Source organism: Streptomyces sp. NPDC014656, from assembly GCF_043084305.1.
Classification (GTDB): domain Bacteria; phylum Actinomycetota; class Actinomycetes; order Streptomycetales; family Streptomycetaceae; genus Streptomyces.
This window is the reverse complement of sequence record NZ_JBIBZN010000014.1, coordinates 1-14,129: the sequence shown is the minus strand read 5'-3', so window position 1 is coordinate 14,129 and position 14,129 is coordinate 1. Positions and strand designations below refer to the sequence as shown.

Genomic DNA, 14,129 nt, shown 5'->3' with positions numbered 1-14,129 from the left:
CACGGCACCGTCGTCGCCGGCGGCACTGTCCTTGCCCGGCTTCGCCTTCTTCGTCTTTGGCACAACGCCAAGCGTATGCGGGTCGGCGCAGTAGCGTTTCCGCCATGAGACTCGGAGTCCTCGACGTCGGTTCGAACACGGTGCACCTGCTCGTGGTGGACGCCCACCCAGGCGCCCGCCCGCTGCCCGCCCACTCCCACAAGGCGGAGCTGAGGCTCGCCGAACTCCTCGACGCGCGCGGCGCCATCGCGCCCGGCGGCGTCGAGCGGCTCATCGGCACCGTCCGGGACGCGCTCCACGCGGCCGAGGACAAGGGCTGCGAGGAGGTCCTGCCCTTCGCCACCTCCGCCGTCCGCGAGGCCACCAACGCCGACGACGTCCTCGACCGCGTCAAGAAGGAGACCGGCGTCGACCTCCAGGTCCTCACCGGCGAGGAGGAGGCCCGGCTCACCTTCCTCGCCGCCCGCCGCTGGTTCGGCTGGTCCGCGGGCAAGCTCCTCCTCCTCGACATCGGCGGCGGCTCCCTGGAGGTCGCCTTCGGCATCGACGAGGACCCCGACGCGGCCGTCTCCCTGCCGCTCGGCGCGGGCCGGCTCACCGCCGGCTGGCTGCCCGGGGACCCGCCCGACACGGAGGACGTCAAGGCGCTGCGCCGCCACGTGCGGGCCCAGATCGCCCGCACCGTCGGCGAGTTCAGCCGCTTCGGGAAGCCGGACCACGTCGTCGCCACCTCAAAGACCTTCAAGCAGCTGGCCCGGATCGCCGGCGCCCCCGGCTCCGGCGAGGGGCTGTACGTGGAGCGGCTCCTGACCCGCGCCTCCCTGGAGGAGTGGGTGCCGAGGCTCGCCGCCATGAGCGGCGGCGAGCGCGCCGCCCTGCCGGGCGTCTCCGAGGGCCGCGCCGCCCAGCTGCTGGCCGGCGCGCTGGTCGCCGAGGGGGCGATGGACCTGCTCGGCGTGGAGCGGCTGGAGATCTGCCCGTGGGCCCTGCGCGAGGGCGTGATCCTGCGCCGCCTCGACCACCTTCCGGAGGTCCTGGCGGGCACCTGACCGGCCCGCCCGCAGGCGCGCACGGCGGAGGACCGCAGGCCCCCACGGCTCCCCGCGCGCGGGGCGGGGCCGGAAGGGCGTACGGCGGCTCCACGCGCGCGGGGCGAGGGCCGGAAGGCCGTACGACGGCTCCACGCGCGCGGGGCGAGGGCCGGAAGGCCGTACGACGGCTCCACGCGCGCGTGCGGGAGGCGAGGCGGCGGCGCTCGGCGTACGAGGTGGCCGCGACGGCTCCACACGCGCGTGCGGGAGGCGTACGGCGGCGCGGGAGGGTGACCGGAACCACCCTCCCGCGCCCAGGCGCGCCCCGTACCCTGTCTTTCGTGGCAGAACCAGCGGTGCGCGTCCCGGATGCGAAGGTCGCCCTGTCGACGGCCTCGGTCTATCCGGAGTCGACGGCGACGGCCTTCGAGGTCGCCGCGCGCCTCGGGTACGACGGCGTCGAGGTCATGGTGTGGACCGACCCGGTCAGCCAGGACATCGAGGCGCTGCGCCGGCTCTCCGACTACCACCAGGTGCCGATCCTCGCCGTCCACGCCCCCTGCCTGCTCATCACCCAGCGCGTCTGGTCCACCGACCCCTGGGTCAAGCTCCGGCGCGCCCAGGCGGCCGCCGAGAAGCTCGGCGCGTCCACGGTCGTCGTCCACCCGCCGTTCCGCTGGCAGCGCCAGTACGCGCGCGACTTCGTGACCGGCATCTGGCGGATGGCCGACGAGACCGACGTCCGCTTCGCCGTCGAGAACATGTACCCGTGGCGGTACAAGGACCGCGAGATGCTCGCGTACGCCCCCGAGTGGGACGTCACCAAGGACGACTACCGGCACTTCACGATCGACCTCTCGCACACGGCGACCGCCCGCACGGACACCCTCGCGATGATCGACCGCATGGGCGACCGGCTCGGCCACGTCCACCTCGCCGACGGGCGCGGCTCCGCCAAGGACGAGCACCTGGTCCCGGGCCGGGGCACCCAGCCGTGCGCCGAGCTCCTGGAGGGCCTGGCCGCGACCGGCTTCGACGGGCACGTCGTCATCGAGGTCAACACCCGGCGCGCGATGTCCGCCGCCGAACGGGAGGCCGACCTCGCGGAGGCGCTCGCCTTCACCCGGCTCCACCTCGCCTCGGCGGCCCGGGGCACGCGCGCGTGAGCGAGGCGACCCCCCGGCGACGCGGCCGCCCGGCACGCGGCGCGGCCGTCGACAGCGGCCCCGGCGCGCGCGAGCGCATCCTGGAGGCGGCGCGGGGGCAGTTCGCGGAGCGCGGCTACGACAAGACCTCGGTCCGCGGCATCGCCAAGGCGGCCGGGGTCGACCCGGCCCTCGTGCACCACTACTTCGGCACCAAGGACGAGGTCTTCGCGGCGGCGATCGAGGTCTCCTTCGAGCCGGCCCTGGCCGCCTCCGCCATCATCGAGGGCCCGCGCGAGGCGGTCGGCGAGCGCCTGGCCCGCTTCTTCGTCGGGGTGTGGGAGAACCCGGTGACCCGGGCCCCGCTGCTCGCCGTCATCCGCTCCGCCGTGACCCACGAGGCGGCGGCGAAGGCGCTGCGGACCTTCGTGCTGCGGCGGCTCCTGGAGCGGATCGCGGCCGATCTGGCCGTACCGGACCCGAAGTTCCGGGCCGAGCTGGCGGCCTCGCAGATGATCGGGATCGCGATCCTGCGGTACGTGATCCAGGTGGAGCCGCTGGCCTCGGCGGACCCGGAGCGGATCGTGGCCGAGGTCGCCCCGACGCTCCAGCGCTATCTGACCGAAGCCTGACCGAAGCCCACCGGAGCCCACCGGAGCCCACCGGAGCCCACCGAAGCCCACCGAAGCCTGACCGGAGCCCACCGGCGCCCGGGCGAAGCCCCACCGGAGCCTCGCCGAAGCTGACCGAAGCCTGGAATCCCGTCCCGCATTCCGGACGGGCCGTCCAGATCTTGGAGCGGCGGCGTACGCTCGAAGCAAGCACATCCATCACGAGGAGCGAGCGACGATGCCCGAGCTGAGGTCCCGCACTGTCACCCACGGCCGCAACATGGCGGGCGCACGCGCCCTTATGCGCGCCTCCGGTGTACCGGGCGCGGACATCGGGCGGAAGCCGATCATCGCCGTGGCGAACTCGTTCACCGAGTTCGTCCCCGGCCACACCCACCTCCAGCCGGTCGGCCGGATCGTCTCCGAGGCCATCACGGCCGCCGGCGGCATCGCCCGCGAGTTCAACACGATCGCCGTCGACGACGGCATCGCCATGGGCCACGGCGGCATGCTCTACAGCCTGCCCTCCCGCGACCTGATCGCGGACAGCGTGGAGTACATGGTCGAGGCCCACTGCGCCGACGCCCTGATCTGCATCTCCAACTGCGACAAGATCACCCCCGGCATGCTGATGGCCGCCCTGCGCCTCAACATCCCGACGGTCTTCGTCTCCGGCGGCCCGATGGAGTCCGGCCGCGCCACGCTCGTCGACGGCACGGTCCGCACGCTCGACCTGGTCGACGCGATCTCCGACGCCGTGAACGACAAGATCTCGGACGAGGACATCCTCCGCATCGAGGAGAACGCCTGCCCGACCTGCGGCTCGTGTTCCGGCATGTTCACCGCCAACTCGATGAACTGCCTGACCGAGGCCATCGGCCTCTCCCTGCCGGGCAACGGCTCGATGCTCGCCACCCACACCGGCCGCCGCGCGCTGTACGAGAACGCGGCCCGCACGGTCGTCGAGATCACCCACCGGTACTACGACGAGGACGACGCCTCGGTCCTGCCGCGCTCCATCGCCACCCGCGCGGCCTTCGAGAACGCGATGGCGCTCGACATCGCCATGGGCGGCTCGACCAACACGATCCTGCACCTGCTCGCCGCCGCTCAGGAGGCCGAGCTCGATTACGGCCTGTCGGACATGAACGAGGTCTCGCGCCGCGTCCCCTGCCTGGCCAAGGTCGCCCCGAACGTCGCCCCGCGCGGCACGTACTACATGGAGGACGTGCACCGGGCCGGCGGCATCCCGGCCATCCTCGGCGAGCTGTACCGCGCCGGGCTGCTCAACGAGGACGTCCACGCGGTCCACTCCCGCTCCGTCAAGGAGTGGCTGGACGCCTGGGACGTGCGCGGCGGCTCGCCCACCGACGAGGCCGTCGAGCTGTTCCACGCGGCTCCCGGCTGCGTCCGCTCCGCGGAGGCCTTCTCCCAGTCCGAGCGCTGGGAGACCCTCGACGTGGACGCGGCCGGCGGCTGCATCCGCGACGCGGCGCACGCCTACTCCAAGGACGGCGGCCTCGCGGTCCTGCGCGGCAACATCGCCGTCGACGGCTGCGTGGTGAAGACCGCCGGCGTCGACGAGTCGATCTGGACCTTCGAGGGCCCCGCCGTCGTCTGCGAGTCGCAGGAGGAGGCCGTCGAGAAGATCCTCAACAAGCGGGTCAAGGACGGCGACGTGGTCGTCATCCGGTACGAGGGACCCAAGGGCGGCCCGGGCATGCAGGAGATGCTCTACCCGACCTCCTTCCTCAAGGGCCGGGGCCTGGGCAAGACCTGCGCCCTGGTGACCGACGGCCGCTTCTCCGGCGGCACCTCGGGCCTCTCCATCGGCCACGCCTCCCCGGAGGCGGCCTCGGGCGGCACCATCGCCCTGGTCGAGGACGGCGACCGGATCCGCATCGACATCCCGAACCGCTCCATCGAGCTGCTGGTCGACGACGCGACCCTGGCCGCCCGCCGCGAGGCCCTCGGCGGCGTCTACGCGCCGAAGAACCGCGAGCGCAAGGTCTCCGCGGCCCTGCGCGCCTACGCGGCGATGGCGACGAGCGCCGACAAGGGCGCGGTCCGGGACGTGTCGAAGCTCGGCTGACACCGAAACCGCCACGCGCGCGGGGAGCGGGCCGAAAAGCCCGCTCCCCGCGCGCGTGCGCGTGCGTACTGATCCGTCGTGCACCGCACCCCGCGCGCGTGCGCTGCGTCCCGTCCGCTACCAGGACTCCGCCACGCGCGCGTCCACCGCGAAGACCGAGCCGTCCGGAGCCGCCCCGAACACTCGGTTCCCGGCGACCAGCGGCGCCGGCACCCGCGTCGAGTAGCCGAGCCGCCCGTTCCGCAGCCGCGGCCGGGTCTGCCCGACGACCGCGCCGCGCGTGGTGTCGACGGCGAACAGTCGCCCGTCCGCCGCGGAGAGGTACAGCCGGTCGTCGGCGCCGAGGACCGGCTCCGAGACGTTCGAGGCGCCCGTCTCCAGGGCCCACAGCCGCCCGCCCTTCTCCGCCGTGGTGTCCAGGGCGAGCAGCCGCCCGTCCAGGGAGAGCAGGTACGCCACCGAGCCGCGCACGGCGACGCCGACGACCTGCATCCGCTCCTGGAGCCCGACCCGCCGCTCCGCCCCGGTGTCCGGCCCGCTCCCCGGGTCGCCGGGGTCGCCCGGCGCGAGCAGCACCAGCGCGTCGACCTGGTCCCCCTGGTAGCGCGAGGCGAGGACCAGCGTCCCGTCGGCGGTGCGGCCGACCGGTGCGGCGTCCCCGGTCACCACCCGGCTCCACACGACCTCGCCGGTCGCGGGCAGGACGGCGCCGATCCGGCTGCTCCGCCCGTCCGCCGCCGTTTCGGAGACGGCGAGCAGTCCGGTCGGGGCGTCGTAGGCGCCGAGCACCGGCGCGTCGAACCCGGCCAGCCGGTGGGCCCAGCGCCCGGCCCCGGTCCGCGCGTCGATCCCCCGGAGCGCGCCGCGGCCGTCGGAGAGGACCACCACCGCACCCGCCGGGCGGTACGTCTCGGGCACGTCCGCGCGCGCGGTCCAGCCGGGCGTCCCGTCGCCGGCGGCGTACGCGCGCAGCGGACCGGTCCTCGGCGAGGCCCCGACCAGCGGATCCGTCCCGCCCGCCAGGAAGACGGGCGTGTCCGGCGGCTCCTGGTCGACCGGCCCGGTCCGCTTCCACAGCACCTCGCCGGTCATCGGGTCGAGGCGGGCGAGCGTCACGCCCCGGGCCGAGCAGTAGAGGGCGTCCGCCCCGTGGAGGCAGGCGGGCGCGGCGGAGCCGCCGTCCTCCTGGAGCTGGACGTGCCAGCCGTCGAAGGAGGTCGCCACCTCGGCCGGGCGGGCGGGGGCCTCGGCCGCCGTCCCGGCCGGCGGGCGCAGCGCAGCGTACGTCCCGGCCCCGGCGAGGACGAGCACGACGGCGGCCGAGACCGTCAGGCGCGGGGCGAGCAGGGAGCGCCGGCGCCGCGCCGGCGGCCCGGGCACGGCGGGCCGCGTCGCGGTGTCACCGGAGCCGGAACCGGAACCGGAACCGGAGAAGGAGCCGGAGAATGCGCCGGATCCCGGGCCGGAGCCGGAGAAGGAGCCGCTGCCCGGGCCGGAGCCGTCCGTACGCCCGTCCGGCGCGAACGGGTCCGTCGGCAGCGAGGGCCGCCGCCGCTGGGACGGTATGAAGGCCTCGGCCTCGTACGAGGGCGGGAGCAGGGCCGCCATGATCTCGGCCGGCGTGGGCCGCTCGGCCGGCTCCTTCGCCAGGCAGCGCGCGACCAGCGGCGCGAGCTCTGCGGGCACCCCGGTGAGGTCCGGCTCGTCGTGGACCACCTGGTAGGCCACGATGTAGGGGCTGTCCGAGTCGAAGGGGCCGTGCCCGGTCGACGCGTGCACCAGGACCGAGCCGAGCGCGAAGACGTCGGCGGCGGGCCCCACCTCGCGCGGCCGCTGGAACTGCTCGGGCGCCATGAACGGCGGCGAGCCGATCAGCTTCCCGGTCTCCGTGTGCAGGTCGCTGTCGACGGGCCGCGAGATCCCGAAGTCGATGACCTTGGGACCCGAGTCGGTGAGGAGCACGTTGCTCGGCTTCAGGTCCCGGTGCACCACCCCGGCGCGGTGGATGTCGCGCAGCGCCTCGGCCAGCCCGGCGGTGAGCCGGCGCAGCTCGGCGGGGGAGAGCGGACCGCGCTGGCGGACCTGGTCGGCGAGGGTGGGGCCGGGGACGTAGAGGGTGGCCATCCAGGGGCGCTCGGCGGTCGGGTCGGCGTCCACGACCGGGGCGGTGAAGGCGCCGCTGACCCGGCGGGCGGCGGCCACCTCCTGCCGGAACCGCGCCCGGAAGTCGGGATCCTCCGCATAGCGCGCGTGCACCACCTTGACCGCGAGCCGCAGCCCCGAGGGCGAGGAGGCCAGGTGGACGACGCCCATGCCGCCCGCGCCGAGCACCGCCTGCAGCCGGTACTCCCCGGCGTACTCGGGACCCTCGGCGTCCCGGTCGGCGTCGGTACTGCTCAACGGCGGCATCTCCCACCCCCGTGTGGTTCCGCGTCCGTCCACGCGCGCGTGCGCGACGCGACGGAGCCTAGTCGATGGGCTCCGCGATGTCGGAGGAGCTTGCTAGCCTGCGCGCGTCGCACAGAGTGAAACCAGGGGGAGAACATCATGGCGGTGAAGTACTACCCGGTCGCACCGGGGTACCGGGTCAACGTCCGGTCCGGTCCGAGCACCCAGTACCCGGTGGTCCGGGTGCTCTCCGAGGGCGCGACCGTCCCGATCCACTGCCAGAAGCCGGGCGAGTGGGTCTCCGGGCCCTACGGCACCACCCGCATATGGGACAGCATCGCGCCGGGGCAGTACGTCTCCGACGCCTATGTGAAGACAGGCAGCGACGACTACGTCGCGCCGCGCTGCGCCTGAGGACCTTCGCCCCGGCCCTCCGGGAGCCGCTCCGGGGATAATCGACCTCGTGAGCGAGGACAAGCAGGACCCCGGAACCGGCACGAGCGGACCCCAGCCCGAGGAGATCCGTTTCTTCGGGACGACCTGGGTCGACCACGGCGCCCATTACGGACTGCGGCGCGCCGGCCTCGCCGCCGGCGCGCTCGCCGCGGCCGTCGCGGGCGCCTTCGTCCTGCGCTTCGCCTACCAGGGGCTCCAGGTCGCGGCGGTGGGCGGCCTCGTGAACACCCTGGTGATCCTGATGTTCGCGATCTGCTCGGCCATCGCCTTCACCAAGACCTGGGAGGGCTTCGGCCGCCGGCCCGCCGACCCGGCCCGCGAGGACTCCCTCAAGAGCCTGAAGGCGATCGGCTTCATCGGCGTGCTCCTCGCCTACGCCCTCCGCTGCCTCATGGAGGCTCCCGGCGAGAAGCTCCGCCGCGCCGAGTACGAGACGGCCCGCGCCCGCTTCGAGAAGCGCCGCGGCGCCCGCACCGGCAACCCCGCCGCCCGCAAGAAGCCCAAGCGCCCCTGAGACACGGTCCGGCGCACCCGGATTCGGCCCGCCCGAGCCCCCGCGATCCTTGACGCGGGGGCTTCTCCGTCCCCACTATTCATCGCATGATGAATTACACCCCCGCCGACCCCGACCCCGACCCCGACCCCGACCCCGACCCCGGCTCCGGCTCCAACCCCGGCCCTGGCTCCGGCTCCAACCCCGACCCCGGCTCCGAACCCCCCGACCCGGACCCCGCCCTCACCGCCCCCGCCCTCACCGCCCGCGCCCTCACCGTCGTACGCGGCGGCCGCACCGTCCTGCGCGGCCTCGACCTCACCGTCCCCGCCGGCCGCGTCACCGGCCTCCTCGGCCCCTCCGGCTGCGGCAAGACCACCCTCATGCGCACGATCGTCGGCACCCAGGCCAAGGTCACCGGCACCCTCACCGTCCTCGGCAGCCCCGCCGGCCACCCGAGCCTCCGCCCCCGCATCGGCTACGTCACCCAGGCGCCCTCCGTCTACGACGACCTCACCGTCCGGCAGAACCTCGACTACTTCGCCTCCGTGCTCCTCCCCGGCCGCGCCCACCGCCCCGCCCGCGCCGCCGCCGTCGACGGAGCCCTCGCCGACGTCGCCCTCACCGGCCACGCCGACGCCCTCGCCGGACGCCTCTCCGGCGGCCAGCGCAGCCGCGTCTCCCTCGCCGTCGCCCTCCTCGGCAGCCCCGACCTCCTCGTCCTCGACGAACCCACCGTCGGCCTCGACCCGGTCCTCCGCCGCGACCTGTGGGACCTCTTCCACCGCCTCGCCGCCGACCGGGGCACCACCCTCCTCGTCTCCTCCCACGTCATGGACGAGGCCGAGCGCTGCCACCGGCTCCTCCTCATGCGCGAGGGCGGGATCCTCGCCGAAGGCAGCCCCGAGGCCCTCCGCCGGCAGAGCGGCACGGACACCGTCGAAGCGGCCTTCCTCCACCTCGTCGACACCGCCGCGGCCCGCACCACTCCCGAGGAGCCCCGCCCATGACGACCTCCCGCACCCTCGCCACGGCCGCCCGCGTCCTGCGCCAGCTCCGCCACGACCCCCGCTCCATCGCGCTGATGCTCCTCGTCCCCTGCGCGATGCTCTTCCTGCTCCGCTACGTCTTCGACGGCAGCCCGCAGACCTTCGACACCATCGGCGCCTCGCTGCTCGGCATCTTCCCGCTCATCACGATGTTCCTGGTCACGTCCATCGCCACGCTCCGCGAACGCACCTCGGGCACCCTCGAACGCCTCCTCGCCATGCCCCTCGGCAAGGCCGACCTCATCGCCGGCTACGCCCTCGCCTTCGGCCTCGTCGCCGTCGTCCAGTCGGTCCTCGCCACCGGCCTCGCCGTCTGGTTCCTCGGCCTCGACGTCGTCGGCTCCCCCTGGCTCCTCCTCCTGGTCGCCCTCCTCGACGCCCTCCTCGGCACCGCCCTCGGCCTCTTCGTCTCCGCCTTCGCGGCCTCCGAGTTCCAGGCCGTCCAGTTCATGCCGGCGGTGATCTTCCCCCAGCTGCTCCTCTGCGGCCTCTTCACCCCGCGCGACAGGATGGCCCCCGCTCTCGAAGCGATCTCGGACGTCCTGCCCATGTCGTACGCCGTCGACGGCATGAACGAGGTCCTCCGCCACCCCGACGTCACCACCGCCTTCGTCCGCGACGCCCTCGTCGTGGCGGGCTGCGCCGTCCTCGTCCTCGCCCTGGGCGCCGCCACCCTCCGCCGCCGCACCCCGTGACCGACCCTCGGACACCCCGCGCACCGGCCGCCCCGCCGATGCGAGGATGACGTCCCGTACCCCCTCCGGCGAGGTGAACAGAGCCATGACCCAGACCGTCGCAGTCCTCGGCACCGGCAAGATCGGTGAAGCGCTCCTCAGCGGCATGATCCGAGCCGGCTGGCGCCCCGCGCACCTCCTGGTCACCACCCGCCGCGCCGAACGCGCCGCCGAGCTCCGCGACCGATACGGCGTCGAGACCGTCACCAACGCCGAGGCCGCCAAGCGCGCCGACACCCTCATCCTGGCCGTCAAGCCCCAGGACATGGGCCGCCTCCTCGACGAACTCGGCCCCCACGTGGCCACCGACCGCCTCGTCATCAGCGCCGCCGCCGGCATCCCCACCTCCTTCATCGAGGAGCGGCTCAGCCCCGGCACCCCCGTCGTCCGCGTCATGCCCAACACCCCCGTCCTCGTCGACGAGGGCATGTCCGTGATCTCCGGCGGCAGCCACGCCACCCCCGAGCACCTCGCCCACACCGAGGAGATCTTCGGCGGCGTCGGCAAGACCCTCCGCGTCCCCGAGTCCCAGCAGGACGCCGCCACCGCCCTCTCCGGCTCCGGCCCGGCGTACTTCTACTACCTCGTCGAGGCCATGACCGACGCCGGCATCCTCCTCGGCCTGCCCCGCGCCCAGGCCCACGACCTCATCGTCCAGGCCGCCATCGGCGCCGCGGTGATGCTCCGCGACAGCGGCGAGCACCCCGTCAAGCTCCGCGAGGCCGTCACCTCCCCCGCCGGCACCACCATCAGCGCCATCCGCGAGCTGGAGAACCACGGCGTCCGCGCCGCCCTCATCGCCGCCCTGGAGGCCGCCCGCGACCGCAGCCGCGAGCTCGCCTCCGGCAACGGCTGACCCCCGCCTACGCGGCCGTGCCCTCCAGCACGTCCTCCGTGGTCACGACCCGGGCGAACCGCCCGCCGTGCAGCGACACCGCCGTCGCCCGGGTCAGCTCCTCCGCCGTCCGCGCCCACCCGAAGGGCCCCGCCAGGTCGAAGGTGTGCATCGCGTCCAGCGGGAACAGCACGTCGTACCCGAGGTTCCCGCCCATCCGGGCCGTCGTCTCGTTGCACATGTTCGTCTGGATCCCGACGATCACGAGCTGCCCGATCCCCGCCCCCCTCAGCCACGCGTCCAGGTCCGGCTCCCCGTAGAAGGCGGAGTTCACCGTCTTCGTCACCAGCACCTCCGGTCCCGCACCCGCGCCCCGCCGCTCCTCGACGAAGTCCTTGAAGGCGTTTCCCTCGGTACCGGGCGCCAGCGGCGACCCCGCCTGCCGCGAGTCGTGCCGCACGAAGACCACCGGCCGGCCCGTCTCCTGCCACCGGTCGATCAGGGCGGCCATGTTCCCCTCCGCCTCCGGGTTGTCCCGGCGGCCCCAGGACCCGGACTCGAAGCCCTTCTGGACGTCGACGACGATCAGCGCTGCGTTCTCCTCGATCTCCATGACCCCGATCCTGCCGCGCACCGCCCGCCCTCCCCAGAGGCGCCGAAGCCGGCGATCGATGGTTTACTGCCAAGCGTGGCGGCCCCCCAGCGCATCGCTCTCGTCTCCTTCCCCGGCATCCGAGCCTTCGACGTCTCGGTCGTCACCGAGGTCTGGGGCACCGACCGCCGCCACCACGGCGTCCCCGCCTTCGACCTCCGCCGCACCGCGGCCGACCCGGCCGTCCCCGTCCCGATCCGCGGCGGCCTGAGCCTCACCCCCGACCGCCCCCTCGACTGGACCGACACCCTCGCCCCCACCGACCTCGTCCTCGTCCCCGGCATCGAGGACCCCTCCGCCGACGTCCCCGCGCCGGTCCTCGACGCCCTCCGCCGCGCCCACGCCCGCGGCGTCCCGGTCGCCTCCCTCTGCGCGGGCGCCTTCGTCCTGGCCCGCGCCGGACTGCTCGACGGCCGCCGCGCGGTCACCCACTGGCGCCTCGCCGGGACCCTCGCCGCCCGCCACCCCCGGGTCCGCGTCGAACCCGAGGCGCTCTACATCGAGGACACCGGTGTCTGGACCTCGGCCGGCACCGCCGCCGGCATCGACCTCTGTCTCCACCTGGTCCGTACGGCGCACGGCGCCGAGGTCGCCGCCACCGTCGCCCGCTCGATGGTCACCGCCCCCTTCCGCACCGGGACCCAGGCCCAGTTCATCGAGCGCCCCACGCCCAGGACCGACCGGGACGAGGACGCCCTCGCCGCCGTCCGCGCCCACGCGCTCGCCCACCTCGACGAGCCCCACACCGTCGCCGGCCTCGCGGCCCACGCCGGCATGTCGCCCCGCTCCTTCGCCCGCCACTTCCAGGCCACCACCGGCACCACGCCCCTCCACTGGCTCATCACCCAGCGGGTCGCCGCCGCCCAGAAACTCCTGGAACTCACCGACCACCCCCTCCCCGAGGTGGCCCGCCGCGCGGGCTTCGGCAGCGAGGTCACGATGCGCCAGCACTTCGCCTCGCACCTCGCCACCAGCCCGCGCGACTACCGCGCCGCCTTCCGTCAGACGGCGGGCAGCAGCCCGATCGCCCGATAGGCCCGGTCCACCAGCGGCCGCGCCATCCCCCGGGCCCGCTCGGCCCCCTCCCTCAGCACCCGGTCCACGTACCCCGGATCCGCCGCGAGCTCGGCATGCCGCTCCCGCACCGGCCGCAGCAGCTCGACGACGGCGTCCGCCGTGTCCTTCTTCAACGCTCCGTACGACTCGTATACACCGGCCAGCTCCTCCGGGTTCCCGTCCGTCGCCGCCGCCATCAGATCGAGCAGATTGGCGAGGCCCGGCTTCGCGTCCCGGTCGTAGACGACCTCCCGCCCGCTGTCGGTCACGGCCCGCATGACCTTCCGCCGCACGGTCTCGGCGTCGTCCAGCAGATAGACGATCCCGGTCCCGTTCTCGTGGGACTTCCCCATCTTCGAAGTGGGGTCCTGGAGGTCCATGACCCGCGCCGCCACCGCCGGCCGCGTCGCCCTCGGCACGGTGAACGTGTGCCCGTACCGCTGGTTGAACCGCACCGCCAGGTCCCGCGTCAGCTCCACGTGCTGCGTCTGGTCCTCGCCCACCGGCACCTCGTCGGCCCCGTAGGCCAGGATGTCCGCGGCCATCAGCACGGGATAGGTGAGCAGCGACAGCCGCACGCCCTGCCCGGCCTCCCGCGCCCGCACGCTCTTCTCCTTGTACTGGATCATCCGCCGCAGCTCGCCGTCGGTGGCCGTGCACTCCAGCAGGTACGACAGCCGGGCGTGCTCGTCCACGTGGCTCTGCACGAACAGCGTGCAGCGCTCCGGATCGAGCCCGGAGGCCAGCAGCAGCGTCGCCGCCTGCCTGCTCAGCCGGCGCACCCGTGCCGGATCGTGCTCCACCGTCAGCGCGTGCAGGTCCACGACGCTGAACAGCGCCTCGCCCCGGTGCTGGTCCACCTCGACCCACCGCCGTACGGCTCCGAGGTAGTTGCCCAGCGTCAGGTGTCCGGTGGGCTTGACCCCGCTGAAGATCCTCGTCATCGCGTTCCGCTCCTTCTCCGTCCTTCGCCGGCCCGACGGCCCGGCTCCCGGAGGGGGATACGCGAACGGCCGCCGAGTCGGCGGCCGTGTGCATGCGTCAGTACGGGCCGCCGGTCAGGCGGCCCACCACTGGGTGGTGTGCGCATGCGTAGTCATGAGGAGAGAGTACGCCCAGGACCAGGGTTGACACTGCTCCGCCTGATCCGTACTGTTCTCCGAGTTGTCCGACGTGAGCACCGACCCCGGTCGGCCCCGGACAGCGATTCCGCAAGAACCACTGAGCCTGACGGCCGCGATTCGTCGTGCCGTTCTGATTTCCGTGCGCTTTTGCGAAATGAGGAATCCGCGTTCGAAGTTCGGACAGGGGCCCCGATTCGCTTCGGGGCCGGGGAATCCGCTAATGTCTCACTCGTCGGAACGGCCCGAAAGCCGTGAAGACAACCCCCTCTGACTGGGAATCAGACGCCGAAAGGATCTGATAGAGTCGGAAACGCCGGAAGGGCCCGGAGCGAAAGCGAAACGGACCGGAAAGCACCGAGGAAATCGGATCGGAAAGATCTGATAGAGTCGGAAACGAAGGAAGCGCCCGGAGGGCCCGGAAACGGGAACGAAGGAAGCGTCCGCACCTTGAGAACTCAACAGC

13 protein-coding genes are annotated in these 14,129 nt (G+C 73.7%); 10 read left to right on the top strand and 3 right to left on the bottom strand.

The window, feature by feature from the left end:
• Nucleotides 1-104 precede the first annotated feature (104 nt).
• The 4 genes from ACF1ED_RS27615 to ilvD all read left to right on the top strand — a co-directional run bounded on the left by ACF1ED_RS27615 (nt 105) and on the right by ilvD (nt 4,879).
• Complete coding sequence (locus ACF1ED_RS27615; protein ID WP_391764924.1) at nt 105-1,049, top strand: Ppx/GppA family phosphatase; 945 nt, start codon at nt 105-107, stop codon at nt 1,047-1,049.
• A 323-nt stretch (nt 1,050-1,372) separates the two neighbouring features.
• Nucleotides 1,373-2,197 carry a sugar phosphate isomerase/epimerase family protein gene (locus ACF1ED_RS27610; RefSeq protein WP_391764922.1) on the top strand — a complete coding sequence of 275 codons (825 nt, stop codon included), beginning with the start codon at nt 1,373-1,375 and terminating at the stop codon, nt 2,195-2,197.
• Complete coding sequence (locus tag ACF1ED_RS27605; RefSeq protein WP_391764920.1) at nt 2,194-2,808, top strand: TetR family transcriptional regulator; 615 nt, start codon at nt 2,194-2,196, stop codon at nt 2,806-2,808. Before ACF1ED_RS27610 ends, ACF1ED_RS27605 begins: the two co-directional genes overlap by 4 nt.
• A 217-nt stretch (nt 2,809-3,025) precedes the next feature.
• Nucleotides 3,026-4,879 (top strand): dihydroxy-acid dehydratase, encoded by a 1,854-nt coding sequence (gene ilvD / locus ACF1ED_RS27600; protein WP_391764918.1) that lies wholly within the window; start codon nt 3,026-3,028, stop codon nt 4,877-4,879.
• A gap of 117 nt (nt 4,880-4,996) precedes the next feature.
• On the opposite strand, the gene ACF1ED_RS27595 is transcribed toward ilvD, so the two are convergent.
• Nucleotides 4,997-7,288 (bottom strand): protein kinase, encoded by a 2,292-nt coding sequence (locus tag ACF1ED_RS27595; RefSeq protein WP_391764916.1) that lies wholly within the window; start codon nt 7,286-7,288, stop codon nt 4,997-4,999.
• Between the two features lie 138 nt (nt 7,289-7,426).
• Here ACF1ED_RS27595 and ACF1ED_RS27590 point away from each other — a divergent pair, with 138 nt between their 5' ends.
• From ACF1ED_RS27590 to proC, 5 genes are all read left to right on the top strand, one after another.
• Nucleotides 7,427-7,681, top strand: coding sequence for an SH3 domain-containing protein (locus ACF1ED_RS27590; protein ID WP_351856998.1), 255 nt, complete (start codon nt 7,427-7,429; stop codon nt 7,679-7,681).
• A 49-nt stretch (nt 7,682-7,730) separates the two neighbouring features.
• Nucleotides 7,731-8,237, top strand: a complete 507-nt coding sequence (locus ACF1ED_RS27585) for a hypothetical protein (protein ID WP_391764914.1) — start codon at nt 7,731-7,733, stop codon at nt 8,235-8,237.
• An 86-nt stretch (nt 8,238-8,323) separates the two neighbouring features.
• Nucleotides 8,324-9,226 (top strand): ABC transporter ATP-binding protein, encoded by a 903-nt coding sequence (locus ACF1ED_RS27580; RefSeq protein ID WP_391764912.1) that lies wholly within the window; start codon nt 8,324-8,326, stop codon nt 9,224-9,226.
• Nucleotides 9,223-9,960 (top strand): ABC transporter permease, encoded by a 738-nt coding sequence (locus ACF1ED_RS27575; RefSeq protein ID WP_391764910.1) that lies wholly within the window; start codon nt 9,223-9,225, stop codon nt 9,958-9,960. Before ACF1ED_RS27580 ends, ACF1ED_RS27575 begins: the two co-directional genes overlap by 4 nt.
• Before the next feature lie 85 nt (nt 9,961-10,045).
• Entirely contained in the window at nt 10,046-10,855 is an 810-nt protein-coding gene (proC, locus tag ACF1ED_RS27570; protein WP_391764908.1) for a pyrroline-5-carboxylate reductase, read from the top strand.
• Nucleotides 10,856-10,862: 7 nt separating this feature from the next.
• On the opposite strand, the gene ACF1ED_RS27565 is transcribed toward proC, so the two are convergent.
• Nucleotides 10,863-11,447, bottom strand: a complete 585-nt coding sequence (locus ACF1ED_RS27565; protein WP_391764906.1) for a cysteine hydrolase family protein — start codon at nt 11,445-11,447, stop codon at nt 10,863-10,865.
• 75 nt (nt 11,448-11,522) lie between these two features.
• Here ACF1ED_RS27565 and ACF1ED_RS27560 point away from each other — a divergent pair, with 75 nt between their 5' ends.
• The gene (locus tag ACF1ED_RS27560; protein ID WP_391764904.1) at nt 11,523-12,521 is read left to right on the top strand and encodes a GlxA family transcriptional regulator; all 999 of its coding nucleotides are present in this window, start codon (nt 11,523-11,525) and stop codon (nt 12,519-12,521) included.
• On the opposite strand, the gene trpS is transcribed toward ACF1ED_RS27560, so the two are convergent.
• On the bottom strand, nt 12,488-13,486 hold the full coding sequence (gene trpS, locus ACF1ED_RS27555) for a tryptophan--tRNA ligase (protein WP_391764902.1): 999 nt from the start codon (nt 13,484-13,486) through the stop codon (nt 12,488-12,490). The two genes, ACF1ED_RS27560 and trpS, sit on opposite strands and share 34 nt — an antisense overlap.
• Nucleotides 13,487-14,129: the final 643 nt, after the last annotated feature.

Coding starts and splice junctions, on each gene's coding strand:
- proC (WP_391764908.1), top strand. CDS start 10,046: ATGACCCAGACCGTCGCAGTCCTCGGCACCGGCAAGATCGGTGAAGCG.
- ACF1ED_RS27615 (WP_391764924.1), top strand. CDS start 105: ATGAGACTCGGAGTCCTCGACGTCGGTTCGAACACGGTGCACCTGCTC.
- ACF1ED_RS27575 (WP_391764910.1), top strand. CDS start 9,223: ATGACGACCTCCCGCACCCTCGCCACGGCCGCCCGCGTCCTGCGCCAG.
- ACF1ED_RS27590 (WP_351856998.1), top strand. CDS start 7,427: ATGGCGGTGAAGTACTACCCGGTCGCACCGGGGTACCGGGTCAACGTC.
- ACF1ED_RS27595 (WP_391764916.1), bottom strand. CDS start 7,288: ATGCCGCCGTTGAGCAGTACCGACGCCGACCGGGACGCCGAGGGTCCC.
- ilvD (WP_391764918.1), top strand. CDS start 3,026: ATGCCCGAGCTGAGGTCCCGCACTGTCACCCACGGCCGCAACATGGCG.
- trpS (WP_391764902.1), bottom strand. CDS start 13,486: ATGACGAGGATCTTCAGCGGGGTCAAGCCCACCGGACACCTGACGCTG.
- ACF1ED_RS27565 (WP_391764906.1), bottom strand. CDS start 11,447: ATGGAGATCGAGGAGAACGCAGCGCTGATCGTCGTCGACGTCCAGAAG.
- ACF1ED_RS27580 (WP_391764912.1), top strand. CDS start 8,324: ATGATGAATTACACCCCCGCCGACCCCGACCCCGACCCCGACCCCGAC.